Annotated in this window: 23 protein-coding genes and 1 pseudogene; 14 read left to right on the top strand and 10 right to left on the bottom strand. The window is 61.6% G+C overall.

Features of this window, described 5'->3' with window-relative positions; translation table 11 throughout:
• Window positions 1-154 precede the first annotated feature (154 nt).
• From AC3A5N_RS15790 to xth, 6 genes are all read left to right on the top strand, one after another.
• Window positions 155-925 carry a methyltransferase domain-containing protein gene (locus AC3A5N_RS15790; RefSeq protein ID WP_487738273.1) on the top strand — a complete coding sequence of 257 codons (771 nt, stop codon included), beginning with the start codon at window positions 155-157 and terminating at the stop codon, window positions 923-925.
• 390 nt (window positions 926-1,315) lie between these two features.
• Window positions 1,316-1,624 (top strand): hypothetical protein, encoded by a 309-nt coding sequence (locus AC3A5N_RS15795; protein ID WP_487738274.1) that lies wholly within the window; start codon window positions 1,316-1,318, stop codon window positions 1,622-1,624.
• 286 nt (window positions 1,625-1,910) lie between these two features.
• Window positions 1,911-2,363, top strand: a complete 453-nt coding sequence (gene rnk, locus AC3A5N_RS15800; protein ID WP_487738275.1) for a nucleoside diphosphate kinase regulator — start codon at window positions 1,911-1,913, stop codon at window positions 2,361-2,363.
• Between the two features lie 75 nt (window positions 2,364-2,438).
• Entirely contained in the window at window positions 2,439-3,443 is a 1,005-nt protein-coding gene (locus AC3A5N_RS15805; RefSeq protein ID WP_487738276.1) for a rod shape-determining protein, read from the top strand.
• A 162-nt stretch (window positions 3,444-3,605) separates the two neighbouring features.
• Complete coding sequence (gene asd / locus AC3A5N_RS15810; RefSeq protein WP_487738277.1) at window positions 3,606-4,469, top strand: archaetidylserine decarboxylase; 864 nt, start codon at window positions 3,606-3,608, stop codon at window positions 4,467-4,469.
• Window positions 4,470-4,476: 7 nt separating this feature from the next.
• Window positions 4,477-5,274, top strand: coding sequence for an exodeoxyribonuclease III (gene xth, locus AC3A5N_RS15815; protein WP_487738278.1), 798 nt, complete (start codon window positions 4,477-4,479; stop codon window positions 5,272-5,274).
• Window positions 5,275-5,600: 326 nt separating this feature from the next.
• On the opposite strand, the gene AC3A5N_RS15820 is transcribed toward xth, so the two are convergent.
• On the bottom strand, window positions 5,601-5,960 hold the full coding sequence (locus tag AC3A5N_RS15820) for a VOC family protein (RefSeq protein WP_487738279.1): 360 nt from the start codon (window positions 5,958-5,960) through the stop codon (window positions 5,601-5,603).
• 418 nt (window positions 5,961-6,378) lie between these two features.
• On the opposite strand from AC3A5N_RS15820, the gene AC3A5N_RS15825 reads away from it, so the two are divergent.
• The 3 genes from AC3A5N_RS15825 to AC3A5N_RS15835 all read left to right on the top strand — a co-directional run bounded on the left by AC3A5N_RS15825 (window position 6,379) and on the right by AC3A5N_RS15835 (window position 10,041).
• Window positions 6,379-7,251, top strand: a complete 873-nt coding sequence (locus AC3A5N_RS15825; protein ID WP_487738280.1) for a LysR family transcriptional regulator — start codon at window positions 6,379-6,381, stop codon at window positions 7,249-7,251.
• Window positions 7,252-7,481: 230 nt separating this feature from the next.
• Window positions 7,482-8,603: an alkene reductase gene (locus AC3A5N_RS15830; RefSeq protein ID WP_487738281.1), complete on the top strand. Its 1,122-nt coding sequence runs from the start codon at window positions 7,482-7,484 to the stop codon at window positions 8,601-8,603.
• Between the two features lie 52 nt (window positions 8,604-8,655).
• Entirely contained in the window at window positions 8,656-10,041 is a 1,386-nt protein-coding gene (locus tag AC3A5N_RS15835; RefSeq protein ID WP_487738282.1) for an NAD-dependent succinate-semialdehyde dehydrogenase, read from the top strand.
• A gap of 167 nt (window positions 10,042-10,208) precedes the next feature.
• Here the strand turns inward: AC3A5N_RS15835 and AC3A5N_RS15840 are convergent, their stop codons facing one another.
• Complete coding sequence (locus tag AC3A5N_RS15840; RefSeq protein ID WP_487738283.1) at window positions 10,209-11,117, bottom strand: LysR family transcriptional regulator; 909 nt, start codon at window positions 11,115-11,117, stop codon at window positions 10,209-10,211.
• A 118-nt stretch (window positions 11,118-11,235) separates the two neighbouring features.
• On the opposite strand from AC3A5N_RS15840, the gene AC3A5N_RS15845 reads away from it, so the two are divergent.
• From AC3A5N_RS15845 to AC3A5N_RS15855, 3 genes are all read left to right on the top strand, one after another.
• Window positions 11,236-11,565, top strand: a complete 330-nt coding sequence (locus tag AC3A5N_RS15845; protein WP_487738284.1) for a nuclear transport factor 2 family protein — start codon at window positions 11,236-11,238, stop codon at window positions 11,563-11,565.
• The gene (locus AC3A5N_RS15850; protein WP_487738285.1) at window positions 11,562-12,341 is read left to right on the top strand and encodes an SDR family oxidoreductase; all 780 of its coding nucleotides are present in this window, start codon (window positions 11,562-11,564) and stop codon (window positions 12,339-12,341) included. Before AC3A5N_RS15845 ends, AC3A5N_RS15850 begins: the two co-directional genes overlap by 4 nt.
• 92 nt (window positions 12,342-12,433) lie before the next feature.
• Entirely contained in the window at window positions 12,434-13,414 is a 981-nt protein-coding gene (locus tag AC3A5N_RS15855) for a hypothetical protein (protein WP_487738286.1), read from the top strand.
• Between the two features lie 132 nt (window positions 13,415-13,546).
• Here AC3A5N_RS15855 and AC3A5N_RS15860 read toward each other — a convergent pair whose 3' ends face one another.
• The 4 genes from AC3A5N_RS15860 to AC3A5N_RS15875 form a co-directional block, all read right to left on the bottom strand.
• The gene (locus AC3A5N_RS15860) at window positions 13,547-15,163 is read right to left on the bottom strand and encodes a GMC family oxidoreductase (protein WP_487738287.1); all 1,617 of its coding nucleotides are present in this window, start codon (window positions 15,161-15,163) and stop codon (window positions 13,547-13,549) included.
• A 240-nt stretch (window positions 15,164-15,403) separates the two neighbouring features.
• Window positions 15,404-16,234, bottom strand: coding sequence for an alpha/beta fold hydrolase (locus AC3A5N_RS15865; protein WP_487738288.1), 831 nt, complete (start codon window positions 16,232-16,234; stop codon window positions 15,404-15,406).
• Window positions 16,235-16,388: 154 nt separating this feature from the next.
• Window positions 16,389-17,198: an alpha/beta fold hydrolase gene (locus AC3A5N_RS15870; protein ID WP_487738289.1), complete on the bottom strand. Its 810-nt coding sequence runs from the start codon at window positions 17,196-17,198 to the stop codon at window positions 16,389-16,391.
• Window positions 17,199-17,784: 586 nt separating this feature from the next.
• The gene (locus AC3A5N_RS15875; protein ID WP_487738290.1) at window positions 17,785-18,774 is read right to left on the bottom strand and encodes a LysR substrate-binding domain-containing protein; all 990 of its coding nucleotides are present in this window, start codon (window positions 18,772-18,774) and stop codon (window positions 17,785-17,787) included.
• Between the two features lie 154 nt (window positions 18,775-18,928).
• On the opposite strand from AC3A5N_RS15875, the gene AC3A5N_RS15880 reads away from it, so the two are divergent.
• A complete protein-coding gene (locus AC3A5N_RS15880) occupies window positions 18,929-19,249 on the top strand; it encodes a UrcA family protein (RefSeq protein WP_487738291.1) in 321 nt (106 codons plus the stop codon).
• Between the two features lie 276 nt (window positions 19,250-19,525).
• Here the strand turns inward: AC3A5N_RS15880 and AC3A5N_RS15885 are convergent, their stop codons facing one another.
• From AC3A5N_RS15885 to AC3A5N_RS15895, 3 genes are read right to left on the bottom strand one after another with little or no spacing between them, the layout of a single operon-like run.
• The gene (locus tag AC3A5N_RS15885; protein ID WP_487738292.1) at window positions 19,526-20,977 is read right to left on the bottom strand and encodes an amidohydrolase family protein; all 1,452 of its coding nucleotides are present in this window, start codon (window positions 20,975-20,977) and stop codon (window positions 19,526-19,528) included.
• Window positions 20,978-21,009: 32 nt separating this feature from the next.
• Window positions 21,010-21,336 carry a type II toxin-antitoxin system RelE/ParE family toxin gene (locus AC3A5N_RS15890; protein WP_487738293.1) on the bottom strand — a complete coding sequence of 109 codons (327 nt, stop codon included), beginning with the start codon at window positions 21,334-21,336 and terminating at the stop codon, window positions 21,010-21,012.
• On the bottom strand, window positions 21,333-21,572 hold the full coding sequence (locus AC3A5N_RS15895; RefSeq protein WP_487738294.1) for a ribbon-helix-helix domain-containing protein: 240 nt from the start codon (window positions 21,570-21,572) through the stop codon (window positions 21,333-21,335). The genes AC3A5N_RS15890 and AC3A5N_RS15895 overlap by 4 nt, the downstream gene beginning before the upstream one ends.
• A 105-nt stretch (window positions 21,573-21,677) precedes the next feature.
• On the opposite strand from AC3A5N_RS15895, the pseudogene AC3A5N_RS15900 reads away from it, so the two are divergent.
• Window positions 21,678-22,373: pseudogene (locus AC3A5N_RS15900) on the top strand (tyrosine-type recombinase/integrase).
• A gap of 547 nt (window positions 22,374-22,920) precedes the next feature.
• Here the strand turns inward: AC3A5N_RS15900 and AC3A5N_RS15905 are convergent.
• On the bottom strand, window positions 22,921-23,440 hold a 520-nt coding region (locus tag AC3A5N_RS15905), incomplete at its 5' end, for a hypothetical protein (protein ID WP_487738295.1).

Here is a 23,440-nt window from a genome sequence, read left to right on the forward strand (position 1 = left end):
TGCTTGCGGCCCAGTTTCCGTTGACGGCGAGTGTCTGAATATATGGCAGCTTTCGATGACCTAATCCGAGGCAGGGAATAACGGCTATGTCGGCGCGGCCCGCCGTCTTGTAGATCTGAAGGCGGCATCCTATCGTGTGATGATGTTACATCGGATGCCCGACCCAGCCAATCCCGCAAATGTCCCGAGCGCTCGCTTCTTCCCCCACATCGGGATAGCCGCGAACATGCGCGTGCTTGATGTCGGATGCGGTAACGGTGATCTCAGCCGGATTGCGGCCGCTTTGGTCGGCCCTGGAGGCGAGGTCGTCGGTATCGACAGGAGTGAAAGCGCCTTGGCATCGGCACGAGCTGTACCGCCCGCCAAGGAGGTCGCCCCGATCCTTTATCAAGCTGCGGATCTCAGCGGAGAACTGCCCGACCTGGGCCTGTTCGACGCGATCATTGGCCGGCGAGTGCTGATGTACCTTCCCGATGCTGCTGCAACCTTGGCGCGGCTTGCACGGTTAGCCAAGCCGGGCACGATCATCGGTTTCCAGGAACATGCTCGCGCCGATCTGCCAACTGGTGCGGGTGAGCTTCCGGTGCATCGAGAGTGCTACAGGATGGTTTGGGACACCGTCGTTGCGGAAAAGGGTGACGTAACTCTCGGCTATCGTCTGGCGCGTCTGATAAGCGAAGCCGGCTTCACAATCGAGCACGCGCGTAGCGAGGGCGTGCTCATCCAGCCCTGGGAAGAGTCCTTCCTGCCGACGCTGACGCGCCTCATGCTGCCACGCATGATCGAGCACGGTGTCGCTCGCGAGGAAGATGTTGATGTGGATGCGCTCGCTGAACGCATCGATAGCGAGCTTCGTGCAGTGAACAGTACAATCTTCTGGGATATGGCCTTTCTGGTCTCTGGTCGTTTCGAAGGCTTCGAATAGCTTCGCCTGAAGCCCTTGGATGTTGAGTCGCTGCCGACGGACGCTTTATGGGTCGGACGCCAGTTTCCGCCCGATTCCGTCACTCGGCGGGAGAAGAGCGTCTGGCCCGGCAGCGTCCTTTTGTTGCGCGGCTCGCCTCTAAGAACTGTAGTTTGAGAAGAGCTGCGGGCGCCAATGTGCCAAAGCTGGTCGATCGCTATGCAGCGAAGGCCTGATGAACAAAGGACAGGTTTCAAGAAGCCGCTTCGAGCGTTCGATTGACTGCAACGTTGGCGAATGGCGCTACGGGTACTCGTCGCTGAGCGACGGCTTGCTCGCTCTCGAAACTCCAGACCCCATTCGGCAGCCGGCGCCGTTGCAGACATTCAGTTGCGCAGGTAAGTTCAGCCAATGTTGAATGCAGGCAACATACCCTGGTTGGTGGCGATGCTCGTCGCTGCTGTTCTGCTCACCGTGGTTGCATTTCTCGCAGTGCGACGACTCACTGCCAACCACCACACGATAAAGATGGTCAGCGGCTTACTCGTGCCCGGTCTCCTTGTCGGACTGGCTCTCGGCATTGAAACTTGGAACCCTGATCCGCATGGATGGGTGCTGACTTTTCTGCTGTTTCTTGCTGCAGCTTGTTTGCCTGCCACGCTTCTGGTTAGTGACTTTCTCGCCAAACGCTATGTGAATAGCGACACTCCAGACGGCTGATTCAAACGTCGGCTCCTCACCTTAGTATACGGGGGCCGGGCGGATCTGGGACCAGGCTCAAACCAGCCGCTCCATGATGAATTCGCGGGCATGAATGGGCGGCAGCTTTCGAGGAGAGCATTTGGGCCGCTGAGCGTCTGAAATGTCGGCGGCCATCGCCGCTGAGAGCGATATTCTTCAGCCCCGGGTTTCGGCGCTCTGCGCCCTGAGCTCGGGGCAGAAATTCAAGCATCCTTGTCTCCGCCGGCACCAAGCATTGCCGCGCCTTACCCCGAGAGCCCACCCAATGACTCGCACCACGCGCGCAGCGCGCCCGCCTATTCACATGATCGATTCCGAGGCCGACGCCATCGCCGAACTGGCCGAACGTGCGAGTGGTGCCCATTCCGTAACGAGCGCCTTGCTCATGGAAGAGATCGACCGCGCCAAGATCCACGCCGCGGGCAAGATTCCCGCCGATGTCGTCACCATGCGTGCGCGTGTGGAGTTCGTCGACGAGGCGAGCGGCGCCTCGCGCACGGTCGAACTCGTCTGGCCGGGCGAGGCCGACATCTCGGCAGGACGCGTCTCGATCCTCACGCCGATCGGCGCCGGCCTCATTGGCCTTCGCAAGGGCGGGGCGATCCTCTGGCCCGACCGCGACGGCCGCAAGCGCACGCTGACGATCGTTTCCGTGGTCCAGTCCGGCCAAGAGGTTGAGCTGCACGAACCCGTGGGCGCCGATAACGCCGTCGGCTAGGCCTGATGACCCAGCAATGACATTCTCACCGGTAGTGGCAGGAAGACATCTGCCCAGTTCCCGCTATAGGAAGCCATGGCTAACCTGTTTTCTCGAAGCCCACGCGCGCGAGCTGATATCGCGATCGACCTGGGCACCGCGAATACCCGCGTGATCGCCCACGGCGCGGACGTGTGCTTCGATCAGCCTTCGCTGTGCTGCTTCGCCGATGATGGCATCCGATCGAGGCTCGTCGCGGCCGGTAACGATGCGGCGGAGATGAGGGACCGAACGTCGGGAGCGCTGCGGATCCGGCATCCGCTTGCCCGCGGCGTGCTGCAGGATATCGAGGCAGCGCGCGAGCTTCTGAAATTCGCGGTGGGGTCGAGCATCGGACGCCGCCGGTTCGGCGCGCCCGACACCATTATCGGCGTACCTGCCGATGCCACTAAGGCAGAGCGTGCTGCGCTGCACAGTGCGGCCGCCGATGCCGGCCTAAGCAAAGTTCGCCTTGTTCGCGAGCCGCTGGCCGCTGCCGTTGGAGCTGGCCTCCCTGTCGACGAGGCGACGGGCTCCTTGATCGTTGAGTGCGGCGCGGGGACCACGGAGGCTGCCGTGTTCTCGCTCGGCGGATCCTGTATCTCGCGCTCCGCGCGCGGCGGCGGAGCTGCCCTGAACTCGGCCATTGCCGCCCATCTGCACAAACAGCACCAGTTCCTGATCGGCGAACTCACGGCCGAACGATTGAAGAGGCAACTCGCCGAACTCCTCGCATCAGGCGGGGCAGACGGGACAGCGGTCGAGATCAAGGGGCGCAATCTCACCAACGGAAAGCCCGGCGCGCTCACCCTTGGCGCCGCCGAATTTCGCCCGGTCGTGACCAAACATGCGCGTGACGTCGCCGAGCTGGTGCGTCAATTGCTGAACGAAACTCCGCCCCAATTGAGCCATGACATCTGCGACAGCGGTATCGTTTTGACCGGCGGCAGCGCCTTCGCCCTGATCGCGGAGACGATCAGCGCCGAAACGGGCCTCAGTGCCGTCATTACCGATGGGAAAGAACATTCCGTCACCCGCGGCCTCGCGGCGATGCTGGGCTGATCCACGCCCCATGCCGGCAAGAGTCTTCGTTGGATCTTGCGTGTCTGGCCCACGCCACCATCCGAAGTGCATCGATAGCTTGAACCAATGAACGCACCTTTCCCAAAGATATCCCTCGCAGTTCATGACACCATATCGGCCCCGTCTGCGTTATGAGGTAGCATGTCCGATCGCCCCAAAGTCCTGCTTCAGTACCTGCTGCCCAAGCAGCATTTGACCCACTTCGCCGGCCGTGTCGCCGGAGTTCGGGGAGGCTCGATGACGACGCGGCTGATCCGCTGGTTCGTGGGCAAGTATGGCGTCGACATGGGTGAAGCCGGGAATCCGGATATTGCCAGCTATAAGACCTTCAACGAGTTCTTTACCCGCCCTCTGAAAGTCGGCGCGCGACCCTTGGCAGTCGCCGATTTCCTCTGCCCGATAGACGGAGCGATCAGCCAGTACGGCGCCATCGATGACCACCACATCCTGCAGGCTAAAGGCCATCGCTTCACGACCACCGAGCTGCTCGGCGGCGACGCTGCGCTGGCGGCCCAGTTCCGCCACGGCAGCTTCGCCAACCTGTACCTCTCCCCCAAGGATTACCACCGCCTGCACATGCCCTGCGACGGCACGCTCACGCGTATGATCTACGTACCTGGCGCGCTGTTCTCAGTGAATCCGGCCACTGCGCGCGGCGTGCCGAACTTGTTCGCCCGCAATGAACGCGTGGTGTGCGTGTTCCAGTCGCCGGAACACGGTCCATTCGTGATGGTGTTGGTTGGCGCCACCATTGTCGGAAGCATGGCGACTGTGTGGCACGGCGTGGTCAATCCAAAGCGTACCGGAAGGATATCCGAGTGGACCTATTCCGACCAGGACATTCAGCTGAAGAAGGGGGAGGAAATGGGCCGCTTCCTTCTTGGTTCAACGATTGTGATGCTCTTCAGGCAGGGCACCATTGCCTTCAACGAAAACTGGGCCCCGGAACGTCCGGTTCGCCTCGGCGAACCGATGGGCAATCGACCGGCCCACGAGGAACGGTGACCTAAGATTGAAAATCGCGACGTACAATGTGAACGGCATCAATGGCCGGCTGCCGGTGCTGCTACGCTGGCTCGAGCTGGCCGAACCTGACATCGTCTGCCTTCAGGAGCTGAAGGCACCGCAAGAGCGTTTTCCGGAAAAGGCAATCCGAGATGCCGGCTATGAAGCCATCTGGCACGGTCAGAGCCGCTGGAACGGCGTGGCCATCCTGAGCCGGATTGGCGAGATCCACGAGACGCGCCGCGGTTTGCCAGGCGATCCGGACGATATGCAAAGCCGCTATATCGAGGCCGCCATCAATGGAGTGCTTGTGGCCGGGCTCTATCTGCCCAACGGCAATCCTCGGCCCGGGCCGAAGTTCGACTTCAAGCTCCGCTGGTTCGATCGGCTGCACAAGCATCTCGGTCCACTGATCGATCTCGATGCGCCGGTGGTCATAGCTGGCGATTACAACGTCATGCCGACCGATCGCGATGTCTATGCGCCAGACCGTTGGCGGGATGATGCGCTGTTCGCGTCCGAAGTGAGGGCAGCTTTCAGCCGGCTTCTCGACCAGGGCTGGACCGATGCCGTCAGACATCTGCATCCGAACGATACGATTTACACCTTCTGGAAATACTGGCGCGGCGCGTTCGAGCGCAATGCCGGGCTGAGGATCGACCATTTCCTCCTCAACACGCCCGCGACCAGCCGCCTCAGGAAGGCAGAGGTGGATACGCGGCCTCGCGGGTGGGAGAAGACCAGCGATCATGCGCCGGTCTGGATCGAACTGGCAAACAAGCCGGAGCGAAAGCGTCGCGGTTAATCGAGTGCGAACCCGATTGAGCATCTGTTTGAAGAAGGTTTCCTACCGGTCGGAGGAGGAGGCGCTCGTCGTCGTCCGGCGCTATGGCTTGCAGCTCCGGACTTACCGCTGCGACCGTTGCCGCCTTATTCACCTCACGAGCCGCAGGAAAGGCAAACGCATTCCTCAACTTGCGGAATGATGATCCAGGAACTGCCGGCTGCCCACTGCCAGACGTTTGGGTGAAGGTCGGAAAACGTGCATGACAGACGGTTGCTTTTGACGGCCGTTTTGAGACGCCTAACGGCCGCTTTGTCGGCGTAAGCGGATTCCGCTCTGCAGGTCGATCACGCCGGCGGGAGCGGCCGCGAGGGTGGGGTCGCAAGCGTGATCAGGTTTCCGTCAGGATCACACACCTGCGCCAACGTTGAATAGTCTCCCTTGATGTCGTCTCCGAGCACGATCCCCAGGCCCTGCAGTCTGCGGCGCTCGGCTGCGAGATCATCGACGTAAAGGAATACCACACCCTTGCCGGCGATCTCGTCGCTGGTTGAAAGCATTAGTCCGCCCTGATCGTAGAGCTCCCACTGCACCAGCGTGTCCATGGGTCGATGATCGGGTCGACGGCCGAGCACCTTGGTAAACCAACTTTCGGCCGCGGCGAGATCTGTGGTGAGCAATGCGGCATAGATCTTCTGCAGGTTCATTTGATCCGCTCCAGGGCCAGACTAGGTTCGAACGCCCGCTCGACCAGCAGAGTTCCCCCGATGCCGGAGGCCGATCGATGGGGAAGTGTGTCGATCCACCGCTTGGAAGAAAGCTGTTGGAAAGCCAACACGTCCGCATGAACCGAAGACCGCTTCCAAGCACTGCTTTCGTGGACCGGAACGACGGCTTTGTCGGCGGATACCGCCCCGACGCCTCATGTGCGAGAACCGGATATCCGGACAAGGAAGCTGTAGTCCAATCAGCTTACTTGGGGACCACTGCGAACTGCTGGAGCGGCGCTAGCTCCGGGGCTGAGCTGCTCCTTGCGGATCGTGTCAGTCCCTTCCGCAATTTGCGCCATGGGCTATTGTTCGATCATATTCCTGGCCTTGCTAACGAGCTACGTGAGGTGACCAAATGGACTCTCGGGGACTTGAGGTGTTCATCTGCGCAGTGCGCAAGGGCAGTCTTTCCGCCGCAGCCCGGCACCTCAAGCTGACGGCCATGTCAGCCACGAGGCGGCTGGCTACGCTGGAAGAAGAACTGGGAGTTCGCCTGCTTCACCGAACTTCTCGGTCGCTGGCACTTACGCCCGAGGGCGAGGCTTTTCTGCCGTTCGCGTCCGAGATGCTCGACACCCAGGAAGCTGCGCTGGCGACGCTCAGTCCTACCGAAGGCGGCGCGACTGGCTTGCTTCGTGTGACGGCAACCGCGACCCTCGGTCGCAAGAGGATCATGCCGATCGTTAATGAGCTGCTCGAAGAGAATCCGCGCCTCCGGATCGATCTCGACTTGAATGATGCCATGGTCGATATCGTTGCTTCCGGCGTGGACGTTGCGATCAGAATTGCGCCACTCAAGGACTCAGGGCTGATTGCCCGGCGGCTCGCAGATAATCCCAAGTTGATCTATGCTGCCCCTGCATACCTGGAACGGCACGGCGCTCCCCGGACTATCGAAGATCTGGCGAACCACGAATGCCTGACATTCACCAACTTCACCCATTGGCAGTTCGTCGTCGATGGCAAGGAGCGATCAGTACCGGTGAGCGGTCGTTTCTCGTCGAGCAGCGTCGACGGATTCCTGTCGGCTTGTGTCTCCGGGTTCGGGTTGGCGCAGCTCTCTGCCTGGGATGCGGAGGACGAGGTAGCGAATGGACGGCTAGTTCCTGTTCCGATTGACGATGCATCACCGCGCGACCTTGCGATCTGGGCGGTCTTCCCGTCGCGGCGACAAGTCCTTCCCAAGCTCCGTGTTTTCCTCGACAGGTTCCAGAAAAGCTTCGCCTGAATCTGCCGGTCGACCAGTTCCCTGGCAATGCTCACGGGAGGGGGCGGGACGTTGCCGCTCCGGCAAAGCTGCAGATCAAGACATTCGGGTTCCTACAGCCGCGAACAAGTGCCCGTGGGGTGGCTTAATTAACATAACGATGTGCGTTACTAAGCTTCACTCCTAACGGATATAGTAACGGTTGACGGAGCGATTTACATCCTTGCCATTGATAACCAGCAGAGGTTCACATGGCACAGGATAACCTATTTACTCCGCTTCAGCTCGGTGCGTTCACCCTCAAGCACCGCGTGGTCATGGCCCCACTCACCCGCATGCGCGCCAAGCAGCCCGGCGACGTTCCGCATGAACTCAACGCCGAATATTACGGGCAGCGTGCCAGCACTGGCGGGCTCCAGATCAGCGAAGCGACCGACATCACGCCTCAGGCACATGGCTATCCCTGGGTACCGGGGATCTACTCGGACGAACAAATCGCCGGATGGCGCCTCGCCACGGATGCTGTCCACGCGAAAGGCGGATTCTTCTTCAATCAGATCTGGCACGTCGGCCGTGTTTCACATTCGACGATGCAGCCTGGGGGTGCGCTCCCGATCGCGCCGTCTGCGATCGCAGTTGCCGGCGATCACATGGACGCTCAGGGCAATCCAGTTGCGTTCGAAACGCCGCGCGCTCTTGAGGTCGAAGAGATTGCTGCGATCATCGGCGATTTTGTCCACGCTGCCCGCAACTCGCGTGAGGCTGGATTCGATGGTGTCGAGATCCACGGCGCGAATGGATATCTGCTTGACCAGTTCCTGCACGATGGCAGCAATCAGCGAACCGACGAGTATGGCGGATCGATCGAAAATCGTGCGCGCCTGCTTCTCGAAGTGGTCGACGCCGTCGCTGCGGCAATTGGTGCAGGTCGCGTCGGCGTTCGGCTGTCGCCCTGGAGCGGTATCCTGGACATGACGGATTCCGCGGGCCTTGCGCTGTGGCAGTACGTGACCGGTGAGCTTGGAGCGCGGAATATCGCCTACCTCCACCTGATCGAACCGCGCGCCGATTTTACGAACGACGAGAAGCCGCTCGACATGGATGCGCCCGATGTCGCGGCGCTGTTCAAGAAGGCGTTCGATGGTCCGATCATCTCTGCCGGCGGATTTCTGCCGGAGACTGCGGCAGCAGCCGTGGCCTCGGGAAACTCCGATGCGATCGCATTCGGCCGCCCGTTCATCGCGAACCCGGACTTGCCCGAGCGCATCCGCAGAGGCGCTCCGCTGAACAGGCACAACCGCGCGACCTTCTATGGCGGCGGAGCCGAAGGATACACCGACTACCCGTTTCTCGTTGGCGCGCAGGCCGCCTGACTGATCGGGAGACCGGCCAGGCCCGGTCTCCCTCCAGCGATGGAGAATTCCCATGGCGTACAAGAGCACCAATCCCGCGACCGGCGAGACCGTTGCGGAGTTTGCCAACCACTCCGACGAGGAGATCGAGAACGCCCTTGCGCAGGCGGACGCAGTCTACAGGTCGGACTGGTCGCGAGGACCTATCGAACGGCGGCTGGCTGTTCTGTCACGACTGGCGGACTTGGTCGAAAGCAGCGCGGAGGAACTGGCGCAAGTTGCCGTCCGCGAGATGGGCAAGCGCATTTCTGAGGCGCGATGGGAAGTCGAGGAGACCGCCAGGATCGCGCGCCACTTCGCCGACAGTGCTGGCAGCATGCTGACGCCGGAGAAGATCGAGACCGACCAGGGAGATGCCTGGATCGAGTTCCATCCGATCGGCGTCATAGTCGCCATCGAACCCTGGAACTTTCCTTACTACCAACTGGTGCGCGTGGCCGCTCCCGCGATCGCGACGGGCAACCCCGTGCTCGTCAAGCCGGCAGGTATCGTGCCGCAATGCGCAAAGCTGTTCGAGGCGCTGATACTGGAGGCAGGTGCTCCCAAGGGTGTCTGGACGACGGTGTTTGCGGGTAAGGACCAGGTGGCCAAGCTGCTGCAGGACGATCGCGTCCAGGGCGTCACGCTGACCGGCTCGGAACAAGCCGGCAGTATCGTTGCCGCCGAAGCCGGCCGTAATCTCAAGAAGTCGGTGCTCGAGCTTGGCGGTTCGGACATCTTCGCCGTGCTGGACGATGCGGATCTCGACTACGCCGCCGAGGCGGGCGCAGCCGGCCGGCTGACGGTTGCCGGACAGGTTTGCACCGCGGCGAAGCGCTTTCTTGTCCACGAGAAGGTGGCGGACAGCTTCATCGAGAAGCTCGCGCAAAGGTTCAGGGCGATGCGAGTGGGCGATCCCATGGATGAGAGTGTCGATCTCGGCCCTCTTTCCTCGATGGCTGCGTGCGACAGCCTCGCCGAGCAGGTTCGTAATGCGGTCGCGGCGGGCGCCCGCGTCCTCCACGGCGGCAATGCGGTTCAGGGCGATGGCGCCTATTTCGAGCCGACGATCCTGACCGACGTCCGACGGGACAATCCGGCCTATTTCGAGGAGTTCTTCGGGCCCGTCGCCCAAATCCACATCGTCCCCAACGACGACGCGCTGGTCGAGCTGGCGAACGACTCGCCATATGGCCTCGGCGGTTCGATCTTCTCGGCCGACATTGCCCGTGCCAAGGCCCTCGCATCGCGGATCGAGGCGGGCATGGTCTGGATCAACGCGATGACCGGCGGGGGGCCCGAACTGCCGTTCGGCGGCGTAAAGCGGTCCGGATACGGCCGTGAGCTAGCCGAGAGCGGTATCAAGGAGCTGGTCAACCAGAAGCTCGTGGTGGTGGCGCCCACTAGGCAGGCCGCATGAACCAGCCATCCGGGCAAGAGGTCGGAGCGTTCCGACCTCCTACTCTTCATCGTGCTCTGGGCGAGGTGACGGAGGCGAGGGTGCTGGGCACGAGCTCGGGCACCTTGGCCACCGTGACCCCCAGCCAATGCACTGCGCTCATGCCGCAGCCGAACACCAATTCGGGTTCAGTGCTTGCGCGAGGAGCGAGCGAGTTCACGTGCGAGGTCGACGAAAACCTTGAACGCAGCAGGCGGATTTCGCCGGCTCGGGTAGTAGAGGCAAAGGCGCGAAAGCGGAGGTGTCCAGTGCTCGAGAATGCGTACGAGCCGGCCCGCCTCGATGTCATCGCGCACATCCGATTCCATGAAGAACCCGATCCCCACGGACTCAAGCACGGCAATGCGGGCCAGACTTGCTTCGTCCAGAGTGATTGGACCGTCTACGTTGACCTGCACGGGCTGCCCTTCGGCCTCGAATTGCCAGCGGAACATCGCTCCGTTGGGCAGCCGCGTGCGAATGCAGTCATGTGCGAGAAGGTCGGACGGGACACGCGGCCGGTCGCGATCCTCGAAATAGGAAGGTGTGGCCACCACGGCATATCGCCTGGATGGGCCCAGGGGGATCGCAATCATATCCGTGGGGACGAGATTTGCGCTGCGCACCCCGAAATCGAACCCATCCGCCACGATGTCGACGAGCTTCCCTTCGGTCACGAGGTCGATGTGGACCTCGGGAAAGCGCCGCAGAAACTCGATCACCAGTGGCGCGATAATCTCGCGTCCGGCCGTCGCGAAGGTGTTGATACGAAGCACACCGGACGGCGTCTCCTGCTGCGAGCGGACGGTGTCGAGCGCCTGATGGATATCCTTCAGAGCAGGCGTGACCTGATCGACGAACCGTCGCCCGGCATCCGTCAGCGAAACGCTGCGGGTCGTGCGATTGAACAGCCGCACTCCCAATTGCCCCTCCAGCTTGACGATCGCATTGCTGAGCGAACTCGTCGACATTCCGAGCTCGAGCGCGGCTGCGCGGAAGGTGCCTCTGCGGCTGATCGCGAGAACCGCATCGAAATCGGTGAGGTTGTAGTTTCGCATTATCCCGAAAGCCGCAATTCCCCGTACCGCTTTATCCCACTTATTCGAACGCCGTTGAAGCCCTAATTCGTGACCGGACGGGAACCGCTGAGAATGCGGGACCAAACTGGAGGCACCGATGACCATTGAACTACCGGGCGCGATCGCAGCCTATTTTTCCGCCGACAAGCAGGGCGATGCGCAGGCGATCTCGGATTGCTTTACGCAGGACGCGATCGTCGTAGACGAAGGCAATACCTACACCGGGCGGGATGCGATCCGGCAGTGGATGGCGAATGCGTCCACGCAGTACACCTATACTGCCGAGCCTTTCGAGCTTTCGGAAGAAGGCGGGCGAACCGTCGTCACCAGCCACCTCGTCGGCAACTTCCCTGGTAGTCCGGTGGACCTGCGATATCTCTTCGTCCTTCAGGACGACAAGATCGCCGAACTGGAGATCGTCCCATGATCCCGTTCGTGAACCTGGAGGGCAAGCGGGCCCTCATCACCTCCGGCACGCGGGGCGCGGGAGCTGCCACGGTAGCCCTGTTCCAAGAACTCGGCGCCCGCGTTTTGACCAGCGCCCGAAGCAACCCAGACAAGCTGTCAGACGAGCAGTTCTTTGCTGCGGATCTTACGCGTCCGGAAGGTTGCATCGGACTTGCCGCTGCCGTGCGCGAACGGCTCGGCGGCGTGGACATCATAGTTCATATGCTGGGCGGCTCGTCGGCACCGGCCGGCGGATATGAGGCGTTGTCCGATCAGGAGTGGAGACAGGAACTCGACCTCAACCTCATGCCGGCGATCCGTCTCGACCGCGAGCTTGTTCCCGCCATGGAGGCGCGCGGGTCAGGAGTCGTGATCCATGTGACCTCGATTCAGCGAGAACTGCCACTGCCGGAGGCGACCACCGCCTACGCAGCCGCAAAGGCGGCCTTGTCCACCTACAGCAAGAGCCTTTCGAAACAGGTCTCGCCGAAGGGCGTGCGAGTCGTGCGAGTTTCGCCCGGCTGGATCGAAACGGAGGCGTCGGTCGACCTGGCCAGGCGACTGGCGGCAGAGCATGGGGTCGACGTCGAACAAGGAAAACAGATGATCATGGACTCGCTTGGCGGAATACCCATCGGCCGACCATCAAGCCCTGAAGAGATAGCGAACCTTATCGCCTTCCTCGCGTCAGACCGCGCGGGCACCATTACCGGTACGGAATACGTGATCGACGGCGGGACGGTGCCCACGGCTTGAGGCGGAGTGACCGTCCTGCGCCAGGATCACACCGACCGAGGGAGGGTGAAGACGCCAATGCAGAATTCCAGTCAGCAGGCGGGATGCGCACTTTGAGGGATGCCTTCGGGGCGATTGTGGCGCTTTCACTGGCGAGTCAGACCGCACCGACCGCGGTGCTTGCCCAGTCGACGCCTTACCGATCGCAGCCTGCTGCCTGCGTCGGGCTCAATAGAGACAATCCCGTCCCGCTGGATTCTCGTATCGGCAGGCCTGACCCCGCGATCATCGAGATTTTCTCGGGCGCAGGGGCGACTGCCATTTCGGCGCACGAGCTCACGCCCGAAGAACAGACCATCGTGAAACGCGCGCTCGCAAGATTGCCGCGCTTGCATCGTGACGTTCTTCAGCGTCACCTCAGGCGGCTCAGCTTCCTCGATCTCCAGCGGGGTTCCGGAAGTGCACTCACGAGCAGGGCCGGCCTCGACGAGACGAGTTCGCAGTTCGACATCACCTTGCGAGCCAGCCTGCTGGACGAAAGCCTGACCGCATTCCTGAACACGAAGGAAGCCCGCCTATTCGAAGATGACGGGTCGGGATTCAGTGTCGAGTTCGACGCCGGGGAAAGCGCCGCGCTTACCTACATCCTGTTGCATGAGGCGACGCATATCGTCGATCAGGTACTTGGCCTCAGCCACGATGCCGCCGGACCTCTTCGTGCGGGCATCTGGGAAGATGTTCGTACCTTGTCCGAGCCGCATGCTTCCAGCTTGGCCGCGAGGACGCCATTTCGCAGGGAGCCGGCCATTCCTCTGCGGTATTCCCCCGCATTCTACGAGTCGCTTCGCAAGAGCCCGTTCATCTCCTTCTATGCCAGTGCCGCAGCGCCTGAAGATCTGGCGGAGCTTTTCGCCTGGCAGCAGTTGGCGTCGCGCTTCGACCAGTCCCTGACGCTCACCGTCCGTGAGCGCGAGGGGGCGACCCTCTATCGCTACGAGCCGCTCGAATCTCCTGAAGTCAGGTCGCGCTTTGCGAAGGTGCAAGCGCTGCTCGATCGCTACGAGCAGCACTGCGGTCCCCTGGCGAAACCCTGAGTAGCCGAACGCGGCGGGAACTTCGCGCAGCTCGAGAGCCGAGAACCAGCCCTGGCCCTCTCCGGCGGCGGGACTGAACCACCGGAGAGGGGGGCTGCGACCCGGGGAAGGGAGTCCGCATAGCCGCAGACTTCAGATGCCGTGGGTGTCGCGAATAAGTTGCGACGCCCGTTCCCCCACGATCGCGCAAGGTGCCTGGGTGTTTCCCGTAGAAACCCGCGGCAGGATGGAGCCGTCGGCCACCCGGAGGCCCTCGATGCCCCGCACCTTGAGCGCCGCATCGACCACCGCCATGTCGTCGCGCCCCATGCGCGCCGTGCCGCTTTGATGCCAGTAGGTCACCGCGGAATCGCGGATGAAGTGATCGTCGATCAGGTTGCCATCGCCCGGGATTGCCTCCCGCTTGACGAAAGGCGTGAAGGCTGCGGCGGCACCCAGTTGCCGGCTGAGCGCGACACAGGCCCGTGCGGCTTCGACGTCCGCCGGATCGGACAACATGTTGGCATCCACGATCGGAGCTGCATAAGGATCGGAGGAGGCAAGGCGTAATTCGCCGCGGCTTTGCGGGCGCGCCAGTCCGCCGAACATCGTCCAGCCGTGCTCCGGCACGCCCAGAGCGGCGGTGCGCTCGCTCGGCACCGGGAACTCGACCTGACAGAACAGCAGGTCCGGCGCTTCCAGTTCCGGCCGCGTTTTCCAGTAGAGGGTGGCCTCGCTCCCACTGTTACGCGGCGCCAGTGGCCGATGATATTCCCAGGTACAGCAGAAGGCGACGTGATCCTGGAGGTTCTGCCCGACACCAGGAATGTGCTCGATCAGAGGGATGCCATGGCGGGCAAGCTCTGCGCGATCACCCAGTCCCGAGAGCATGAGCAGCTTGGGCGTATTGATGGCACCGGTGGAAACGATCACTTCGCTTCCCGCCGCAATCGAGCGAAGCTCGCCGTTTCTTTCGATCTCCACACCGACCGCCCGGCGGCCGTTGAAGAGAACGCGCCGGACGAGCGTATCCCTCAGGATCGTGAGGTTCGGCCGGTCCGCCCAGGGCCGCAGATAGGCGCGGTACAGCGAATGGCGCCTTCCATCGCGCACCAGCATGTCGGTATAGGCTGCGCCGCCTTCGCCTTCCATCATGCGGCCATTGGGGCTGTCGAAGCGGGGGATGCCAAGCTCCTGCGCCGCGTCCAGCATGGCGCCGGCAAGCGGGCTCGGGTCGGCGGCAGGCTGGACCCAGACGGGGCCACCGGTGCCGCGGTACTGCGGGTCCGGCTTGCCCTGCCAGTTCTCGATACGGCGATAGATCTCACGTACCGCGCCGGAGCTCCAAGCCGGATCGCCGGATGCGGCGGCATAATGGTCCCAGTCACTGCGATGCCCCTGCGCCCAGACCATCACATTGATGCTGGAGCCACCGCCGAGGCCCTTGCCCATGGACATCGACAGCGAGCGTCCATCCAGATGGGGATTGGGTTCGGCCTGGAAGCCCCAGTCGCGCTCGCTGCCGAGGTTGGCGGGCCATTGGGCCGGGTCGAGTACAGTCTCTGCCTCGTCGCTTCCGCCAGCTTCGACCACAAGCACCTTGCAGTCCGGATTCTCGGCCAGGCGGCGGGCAATGACCGATCCCGACGATCCTGCGCCGCAGACGATGAAGTCGTAGGCCGGTTGAAGGTGGGTGGTCAGGTGTGCTTGATTCTCGCGAGCCCGGCTCTCGAAGTCCGCGGCTTCGTCGTGGCTATTCTGGTCTGTCATCAGGGGATCCTTGACATGAACACTGCTCCGCAAGCGCACGGCGGACGGGAATGTCCGCCGGCGCTCATCGCAGGTATCGGTCGTGCTTGGGGGGTTGGCTGGTCTTACCGTCCGGAGGTCGACTCCTGCCGGGCGGCTTCGTCCGTCATGCCAGCGACGATCCTCGGTGGGCAACCAGGAGACGGGCTAACAACCGGCGTTGACTTGAGTCATGCGCCGGTCGCGAGCCCGCTGGTTCGCTCAGCTGCGGAAGAAGGCGAGTAGATCAGGGTTGATGATCTCCGGATGCGTCTGGGCCATGCCGTGCGGTAGGCCATCGTACGCCTTCAGCGTTCCGTTCTTGAGCAGTTCGACGGCCTTTGGCGCATGATTGGCGAAGGGCACGATCTGATCGTCGGTGCCGTGCATCACCAGCACCGGCACCTCGATCGCCTTCAAGTCCTCGGTGAAGTCGGTCTCCGAGAAGGCCTTGATGCAGTCGTACTGCGCCTTGGCACCACCGGCGAGGCCCTGGCGCGACCAGTTGTCAATCAGCCCTTGGCTGACCTTCGCCCCTTCGCGGTTGAAGCCGAAGAACGGCCCGCTCGCGATTTCGCGGTAGAACTCCGGGCGATTGGCGATGAGCTGGGCGCGGAAATCGTCGAACACCTCGATCGGCACGCCGCCGGGGTGCGCGTCCGACTTCACCATGACCGGCGGCACGGCGCCAACCAGCACTGCCTTGGCAACCCGGCCCGGTGCGGAGCGGGCGACATAGCGGGCAACTTCGCCGCCGCCGGTCGAATGGCCGACATGGATGGCGTTTCTGAGGTCGAGCGCGGCCGCCAGTTCGGCGACATCAGCGGCATAGGTATCCATTTCGTTGCCGGTGTCAGTCTGAGTGGAGCGGCCGTGGCCGCGCCGATCATGCGCAATGACGCGGTAACCCTCGCCCAGGAAGAAGAGCATCTGGCTGTCCCAGTCGTCGCTCGAAAGGGGCCAACCATGATGAAATACAACTGGCTGCGCGTCTTTGCTGCCCCAGTCCTTGTAGAAGATTTCGGTGCCGTCTTTGGTGGTAATTGTTCCCATGATCGATCTCCTTGGTCGAGCGGCCGGAGCGCCGCTGCTGATCAGTCTTGTGGCCGCCACACGGCAGCGGCACGCTTGGGGGGAAGTGACGCGGTAGGGGTTGAAAATGACATGCTAACGGCCGGGGCAGTTCGCCGCTGCGCTCGGCCGCCGCTCAGTTGCCGGCTCCAGCCCTGGACTCGCCAGCTTGGTCCAGACTCTCCTGTGCCGCGCGATCGATCACCTCGGAGACCGCCTGCGCCTGAGTCATGAACAGCGCATGGCTTCCAGGTACTTCGGTGATGTCGGCGTTCATGCGCCGCGCCATGTGCAGCAGCATGCCCTCACCAAAGGCCTTGTCCTCGCGGGCGATCACGGCCCAGCTGGGCTTGCTCCGCCAGGCGGCTTCGCTGATCGGAGTGGTGAATACCGACATGTTGATCGGAACCTGCGAGTCACGCAGGAAAGCGGCATCGCTATCGCTCGCGTCGGCGGCGAAGGCGGCCTTGAACTTGTCCGGGTTCACGAAGCCGAAGCCGTCGCTCTGCGTGTCGATCACGAACTCGGCGGCAGGAGGAAAGCCTTCATACTGCTGCGCGGTCGTCTCGCCGCTGTCGGGAGCAAGCGCCGAGACATAGACGAGGCCCGCCACCTTCGGATGGTTTCCGGCTTCGGTGATCACCGTGCCGCCCCAACTGTGTCCCACCAGTATGACGTGCCCGGGCTGACGCTCGATCACGCGTTTGGTGGCGTCGACGTCGTCTTCGAGCGAGGTCAGCGGGTTCTGCACGATTGCCACGCGATAACCTTTTGAGACGAGCCGATCATAAACGCCGCGCCAACCCGACCCATCGGCAAAGGCGCCATGAACCAGCACGATGCTGGTTTGTTCTCCAGCCCTGTCGTCCGGTTGCGCATGGGCGGTATTAACAATCGCCAGCGCGGCCGCCGCGCCTAGAGCTATCTGACGAATCTTGTTTGTCATGTCGGGGCTCCTTCCTCGTGGGAGCGTCGAAATATAAAAGATCCGGTACTGCTTACTATACGCCTAAACTGTTAGGCTTGATAACGGGATGCGTGAAGTGACCAACTGCGCCCTGACGACTTGAGTTGTTCATCTACGCGGTGCGCAAGGATGGTCTTGCCACGCAGCCGGCGCCTGCAGCTGACAAGAAATGGCTTCAGTCAAAATTTGTTCGAAAGCAGAATGATAAGGCTAATTTCGATAATGAACGTACGGCCGCTTTCGGGAAGCTAATTTCGCTGTGCCAAGGGCTTTCTTGGCGAAGTTGCACAGCGCGGAATTGGCGCTGAGCGGCAGCTTACCCATTCCTGGAACTCCGAAGCGCGAGCCCATCCACCTGCCCAGGAGCGCCTGCAATTTGGCTGAGCCACCGGTTAGCAATACGCTTGGCCGAAATTGAGACGAAGAGGTCTAGGGAACAGCGTTGCATTTACCGCAACGCGCTCCTTCCAACTCTGCGATGGCAATGCCGAGTCAGATGCTCAAAGCCGGGCTGGTCGGAAGGTCGTTCCTTCAGGCACCTCTCCTATGACTTACGCTGGAGGCGTTACGACGCCTCCAGCTTTTCTTGGGAAGGCCTCGCAGCGCTTTCCTTGCGGGTCTCCTCGATGATCCAGCCGTAGAACCGGTCAATCGCGTGGGCGCTTCCTGATGCGGGCTTCGCTGCAATCGCGTAACTGAACGGCGTACGGACATATTCGCCGAACGGCCGAACCAGACCCGCCGCGTTTCCGTAGAAGTTGACCATGTCCTCGAGCACGAGCGCCATTCCCAGGCCGCTCTGCGCAGCCGCAATCAGCAGCGGACCATCGTCAAATGAGTCGATCGTCAGATCGATGCCCTTCGGTAGCTTCAGGTCGGCTGCCCAGGTTTCGAGGATGTGCGGCAGATGGCGATGCACGAGCAGCGGCGTCTTGCGCAAGGCCGCCCTCAACCCATCCAGAGGATCCACGACTCCTTCCCGCGCTACAAGGAAGGCTCCTTGGGGACGCAGCTTCTCGAACTCGACTCGCTCTGCGCCGTCTTCGGCGAAGAAGACGATCATATCGAGACTTTCACCCAGCTTCTCGATCGGAGATCCGGACGTGTCCAATCGAAGATCGATGTCGGGATTGCTCTTGCGAAAGCGATCGAGCCGAGGAATCAGCCAGGCTGTGGCAAACGAGGTTGGAACGCCAACGACAAGTCCTTTCTTTCCTGGCGTGCCGCGCCGCTCGAACGCAGAGACGATCTCATCGAACGACCGTTCGATCTCAGCGAAAAATCGGCGGCCCTCGTCATTGAGGCGGTACTCGTTGCCCCCACGGCTGAAGAGCGCGCGCCCCGTATGCAGTTCGAGCTTCTGGACGCGGCGGCTCAGGGCGGACACCGACAGATTGAGGTCCTCTGACGCTTTTCGGAGAGACCCAGCGCGTGCAGCCGCGATAAACGCTTCCAGAGAGCCGGTCGGGGGTAGGCGGCGAATGACAAATTCCTCAGTTGCTGATCCGACATGCGCGAGTACGCTGCATCGCACAATTTCCTGCTGAGTGAGCATCTTTTCAAGCGGATATCTGCCATCCACAGCAGGTAATTGTGGAATAACAGTCCTATCTTTGTGCTTACCGGAATCGCAAGGCCCATTGATGCCTTTGCGATGGAAGGCCGCAGCTCCCTCTCTACACTGCAGTGCAGCATCAAAGGAGGCTCCTATGCCAAGTTCCAAGATTCTCCTCGCCGCCGGGCTTATGGCCGTGACCGTACCCTTCGTCGCCAATGCAGGTGAGCGGGTCGATTTCTCTTTCAGAGAAGGTGAGCTGGCGACGGCTGCCACGCGCGAGCTGCTGCTCGATCGGATCGAGAAGGCATCCCTTCAGTCTTGCGAGAGTGCATCCATACTAGCGACGGAAGTCGCAACGAAGCGTTGCGCCGACGATCTTACCGAGCAATTTGTTCGAGCAATCTCCAACGATGCCCTTTCGTCGCTTGCAGAGTCCAAAGCTCGGGGAGCTTACCGGACTGCCCGCCGATAAGGCGCACCTTAAGCGAACTTGATTGGGCTCGGCTTGCCCTGCCGGAGCCGCAGTTGTTTAACGAGGCGTTGTGACGGCACGAAGGGTAGATCGCGCGCGCTGAATGGGAAATGGCTCGCGGCCGATCGACTGCTTTCTAACCTTTGATGTTGCACACCGGCCAGTCGCTTCCCGACCCACCTCCGCCTGCCGCGCCCACCTGAATGAACCGCCGCTTTCGAGGAGCCACTACCGGCCTCTGAACGACGGCTATGTCGGCGAAAGTTATGGGCGCTGTCATCGCCCGGTTGAATAAGTCTGGACGACTCCATCGCGCAGCCCCGCCAACGCGGCAGCATCATGCCAGCGACCGTCTGTCATGACGCCCAGCGGTCGCTGCAGTACCGATAAGTCGTCGAGAGGATTTGCCGAAACCAGGAGCAGGTCTGCACGGCTCCCTTCCGCAATCATCCCGAACGGTTCGCTTTGCGGGCGGGCACGCTTGATGAACAGGCCGGGCTGGCGTGTTGCTGTCGCAAGCACCTCGTAGCGGCTTAATCCCGCCGCTTCGAGCGCAGCGAGATTCCGGTGCAGAGCGTCACCAGCTACGAGCCCAGCGATCGTCGGAGCGTCCGTACCTGCAATCAGTGGCACGCCCGAAGCGGCGAGCGCATGTACGAAGCGGCCAAGAAATGCAGCTCTGCGATCGAGGCTACCGGTGCGTCGTTGATAGCCGCTGCGCCGCCAGTCGATACGATCACCCGGCGACAGATAACGTGCCGCTGGCAGTCGCAGATAATCCTGGACTTGTTCTGGCTTGCCCCATTGCGCGGCGATCGTCTGATAGGCAGCAAGATCGGCAGTGATCGTAGTCCCATTCCGCCTCAGGAAAGCGACGGCGCGAGAGATTTCGGCGTCGTCCGGCGCTGCCTGCGGATCGCCGTCCTCCGGCAGATGGAAGAAGCCGTAAAGAAATTCCTCGAGATGAGCGATCATGCCTTGGCCGTGGGCGATCTGCCGTTCGAGGCCCATGCTTTCGACGTTGTGACCGACGATAGACAGGCCTGAGGATGTGGCTTCGTCAGCCAGTGCGGCAAAAGTCTCGGCCGAAAGCCCGCTGTAGACCTTGATAAAGTCATAGCCGTTCGCCTTCGCGAGCCGGACCGCCCAACGCGCAGCTTCCGGCGACGGCACGACCAAATGACCGTAGCGATCTGAGCCATCGACGGCCAATGCTGCGAAGATGCGGGGCCCAGGAAGACTGCCCCGTTCCACCGCGGCCCGGGTGCGGCCCACGATCGCATTTGGCGCTTCACCCATATCGAGAACAGTAGTGACGCCGCTAGCAAGCAACGTTGCCAGCATTTCATGATCGCGGACATGAACGTGCATATCGGCGAGTCCGGGAAGCAGATAGGCAGTGCCGCCGCCATCAATAACCTGAGCGTCTTTCGGTGCCGTCAGGCGCGGCCCGAGTGCCGCGATCCGACCGTTCCGGACCAATACCGAGTGACCACGAAGCACCCGTTCCTGGTCCATTGGCACAACGTTCACGTTGACGAACAGGGTATCGGAAGCAGACTGCGCAGCAGCGGGCGTCCCGATCAGCGTGCCCAGGATCCCAACGATGATGCTCCCCCAGAAACGGGCAAAGATTCGAGGAATGTGCGGGCTACCTTGCTGCGCTTTGCTCATGCATGGCGCATAGCACGCCAATGTTATGAATGAACGGTCGGTTTCGACGGCCAAGCGAAGCGCCGCAAATGTCGGCTATGTCGGCGTTAGCCATCCACATCGGACAGCCAGGCTGGCATGTCCCGCTTGGGATGAAGCACGCGCCAGACATCGACATGGCTCTCGAATTCAATGTAGAAAACCAGCCACGGAAACCCTTTGAGCCGTATAGCTCTCAGACCGGGTAAGTTGAGTTCATGAGACCACCGCGGAGATCCTGCCGCAGGCATTTCTCCGATAAAGGTATAGGCGTGTTCGAGTGCGCCAATGAAGCTGAAAGCCACATCTGCGCCAGCTTCGTCCGCGTAATGATCAATGGCAAGGTCGACATCCGCCCGTGCCTTGGCGCGCGGTATGACGGGTTTTACAGTCACGACCCCGTGCGTTGCATCACACGTTTACGAAGGCTTTGGAAATATCCTGCCTCGACCGGCGCTGTGGTTGCAGAACCGGCACCGTCCAGGAGCATTTCGCGAAGGCGCTGAATGTCCTGATCCTTGCGGATCAGCTCCCGCACATATTCGCTGCTCGTGCCGTAACCACGTACGTTAACCTGCGTATCCACAAACGCCTTCAGCGCATCCGGAAGAGAGATGTTCATCGTCGACATGGACCGAGATATAGCGGGCATGGCAAAATTTGGCAAGATATCATGGATCTCGAATCGTCGAACGCGCCACCGTTCCGATATCTTCCGATCGGCCAATTCTTGGCTATCGGAGAACTATCATGGGACATTCAGACCTCGCCCCCCGCCATACATGATCGGCGACCCTGGAATGCAGGGCAGAATGTAGGACCGAAGCGCCCATTGAAACCACGGGATATCTGGGCAATCCGCTTCTATCTCGACGAACACAGGCGTCTGCGCGACCGAGCCCTGTTCGACCTTGCGATCGACAGCAAATTGTGTGGCTGCGACCTGGTCAAGATCAGGATAGGCGACCTGATGAGCGCAGGGGTATTCGCGATCGGGGGTATTTCGCGATCGGACGACGGTCATCCACCAGCAGACCGGACGTCCGGTGCAATTCGAAATCATGTCCGAGGCACGCAAGAGCCTGAACGCATGGCTTGATCGGCGCGGCGGGACGATCCGCGACTTCGTATTCCCGAACAGGATCGGCTATCTCGGTCACTTGAGCAGACGGCAATATGCACGCCTAGTCGATGAATGGGTGTCAACGATCGGTCTCGATAGGCGGGAGTACGGCACGCACTCGATGCGAAGAACGAAGGCTTCGCTGATCTACAAAGCCACAGGTAGTCTTCGTGCCGTGCAGATTCTGCTCGGTCATACCAATATCGAAAATACAGCAGATACCTCGGCGTAGATTGTGGGCGCCGCAGTGTTCCGCTGAATAGGTGCGGTGCTGCCAGGACGCCGACGCAGTGCCTCTCGAAAGTGTGAGACCCGATTCGGTCTCGTTGCATCCCAATGATGCTAGGAAAAGCGCATGTCTAATGTGGGGTAAAATGTGGGCCTTCCAGACGCCATATCTGGAAAAAAGTCTTAATAACAAACGGTTGGCTTAGTTCCTGGCATTCCTCCCGCTCCGCCACCTAGTCCGCTAGACCTGCTCTCTTCGAGCCTCCGGTGCGCAGAGTGGCGCAGAACCGCGGCATTCTGCCCGGTGAAACCGTGCATGGGTTCCCGTTTCGCCGCTGACAACGGGGCCATTTCCCCTCGTTCTGCCGCGCTGTCTCTGCCGCCTCCTCGCCACACACCCTTTCACCTTCGGGGGGATTCTACCTGCAACTGGCTTTTTCACCGCTTCGGATGCACTTGATGAAATGCCGAGAGGTTGCGCTGAACGGCGGAATTCCGCCAGTTCTCCCGCTCCACCGGCTCGCCTCTGCTGACAAATGAGCAGGTGACCAGCAGGAGCTCAGCAGGACCGGAGCAGGGGCATAACAGGTGGATTGCAGGTGGCTTGCAGGGTCACAGCAGGTCCTGTTCAGACAAAGCCGAGCAGATTGCGCTGCTCATCCCAGTCGAGCGGCAGGTTGATGGATACAAGATCGGCCAGCCGTAGACCGGTCGGCTGGCGACCCTCGAGAATCGCGCGCTGGATATCGGGAGCAAGAAAAGCAAGCGCGGAGAGTCTGCGCAGGTACGGATCCTCGAGACCGCGCGCGCCGTCGATGGAGCCACGGATATCCGTCAGGTCGATTCCGCGTTCCCCGAGTTCTGCATGCGCCCGGCGCAGGCCTGCGATCAGCGCCCTGTCCGGTTGCAACCGGCCGGAGCGTGCAGTGCCCTCGATACGGGATGCCCGTCCGCCGCGAGTGTGAATCGTTGCGAGCAGTTGCTGCAACGCTGGCCGCTCGATTGTCCCGCCGGACCAGCCGCCGTCATCGTAGCGCGTGCGGGCAAGGCTCCAGCCTTCGCTCTTCTGCGAGGCGATGTCCAATGAACAAGATGTCAAACCAGTTCGCGCTTCCATATGAAGCTGCCAAGAAGGGCGAAGTCTTCGG

The sequence above is a fragment of the Pelagerythrobacter sp. Soil_C_18 genome, from assembly GCF_057657235.1.

Bases quoted from the DNA above. Each gene is read 5' to 3' on its own strand.
- AC3A5N_RS15790 (WP_487738273.1), top strand. From the start codon at position 155: ATGCCCGACCCAGCCAATCCCGCAAATGTCCCGAGCGCTCGCTTCTTC.
- AC3A5N_RS15795 (WP_487738274.1), top strand. From the start codon at position 1,316: ATGTTGAATGCAGGCAACATACCCTGGTTGGTGGCGATGCTCGTCGCT.
- rnk (WP_487738275.1), top strand. From the start codon at position 1,911: ATGACTCGCACCACGCGCGCAGCGCGCCCGCCTATTCACATGATCGAT.
- AC3A5N_RS15805 (WP_487738276.1), top strand. From the start codon at position 2,439: ATGGCTAACCTGTTTTCTCGAAGCCCACGCGCGCGAGCTGATATCGCG.
- asd (WP_487738277.1), top strand. From the start codon at position 3,606: ATGTCCGATCGCCCCAAAGTCCTGCTTCAGTACCTGCTGCCCAAGCAG.
- AC3A5N_RS15820 (WP_487738279.1), bottom strand. From the start codon at position 5,960: ATGAACCTGCAGAAGATCTATGCCGCATTGCTCACCACAGATCTCGCC.
- AC3A5N_RS15825 (WP_487738280.1), top strand. From the start codon at position 6,379: ATGGACTCTCGGGGACTTGAGGTGTTCATCTGCGCAGTGCGCAAGGGC.
- AC3A5N_RS15830 (WP_487738281.1), top strand. From the start codon at position 7,482: ATGGCACAGGATAACCTATTTACTCCGCTTCAGCTCGGTGCGTTCACC.
- AC3A5N_RS15835 (WP_487738282.1), top strand. From the start codon at position 8,656: ATGGCGTACAAGAGCACCAATCCCGCGACCGGCGAGACCGTTGCGGAG.
- AC3A5N_RS15840 (WP_487738283.1), bottom strand. From the start codon at position 11,117: ATGCGAAACTACAACCTCACCGATTTCGATGCGGTTCTCGCGATCAGC.
- AC3A5N_RS15845 (WP_487738284.1), top strand. From the start codon at position 11,236: ATGACCATTGAACTACCGGGCGCGATCGCAGCCTATTTTTCCGCCGAC.
- AC3A5N_RS15850 (WP_487738285.1), top strand. From the start codon at position 11,562: ATGATCCCGTTCGTGAACCTGGAGGGCAAGCGGGCCCTCATCACCTCC.
- AC3A5N_RS15860 (WP_487738287.1), bottom strand. From the start codon at position 15,163: ATGACAGACCAGAATAGCCACGACGAAGCCGCGGACTTCGAGAGCCGG.
- AC3A5N_RS15865 (WP_487738288.1), bottom strand. From the start codon at position 16,234: ATGGGAACAATTACCACCAAAGACGGCACCGAAATCTTCTACAAGGAC.
- AC3A5N_RS15870 (WP_487738289.1), bottom strand. From the start codon at position 17,198: ATGACAAACAAGATTCGTCAGATAGCTCTAGGCGCGGCGGCCGCGCTG.
- AC3A5N_RS15875 (WP_487738290.1), bottom strand. From the start codon at position 18,774: ATGCTCACTCAGCAGGAAATTGTGCGATGCAGCGTACTCGCGCATGTC.
- AC3A5N_RS15880 (WP_487738291.1), top strand. From the start codon at position 18,929: ATGCCAAGTTCCAAGATTCTCCTCGCCGCCGGGCTTATGGCCGTGACC.
- AC3A5N_RS15895 (WP_487738294.1), bottom strand. From the start codon at position 21,572: ATGTCGACGATGAACATCTCTCTTCCGGATGCGCTGAAGGCGTTTGTG.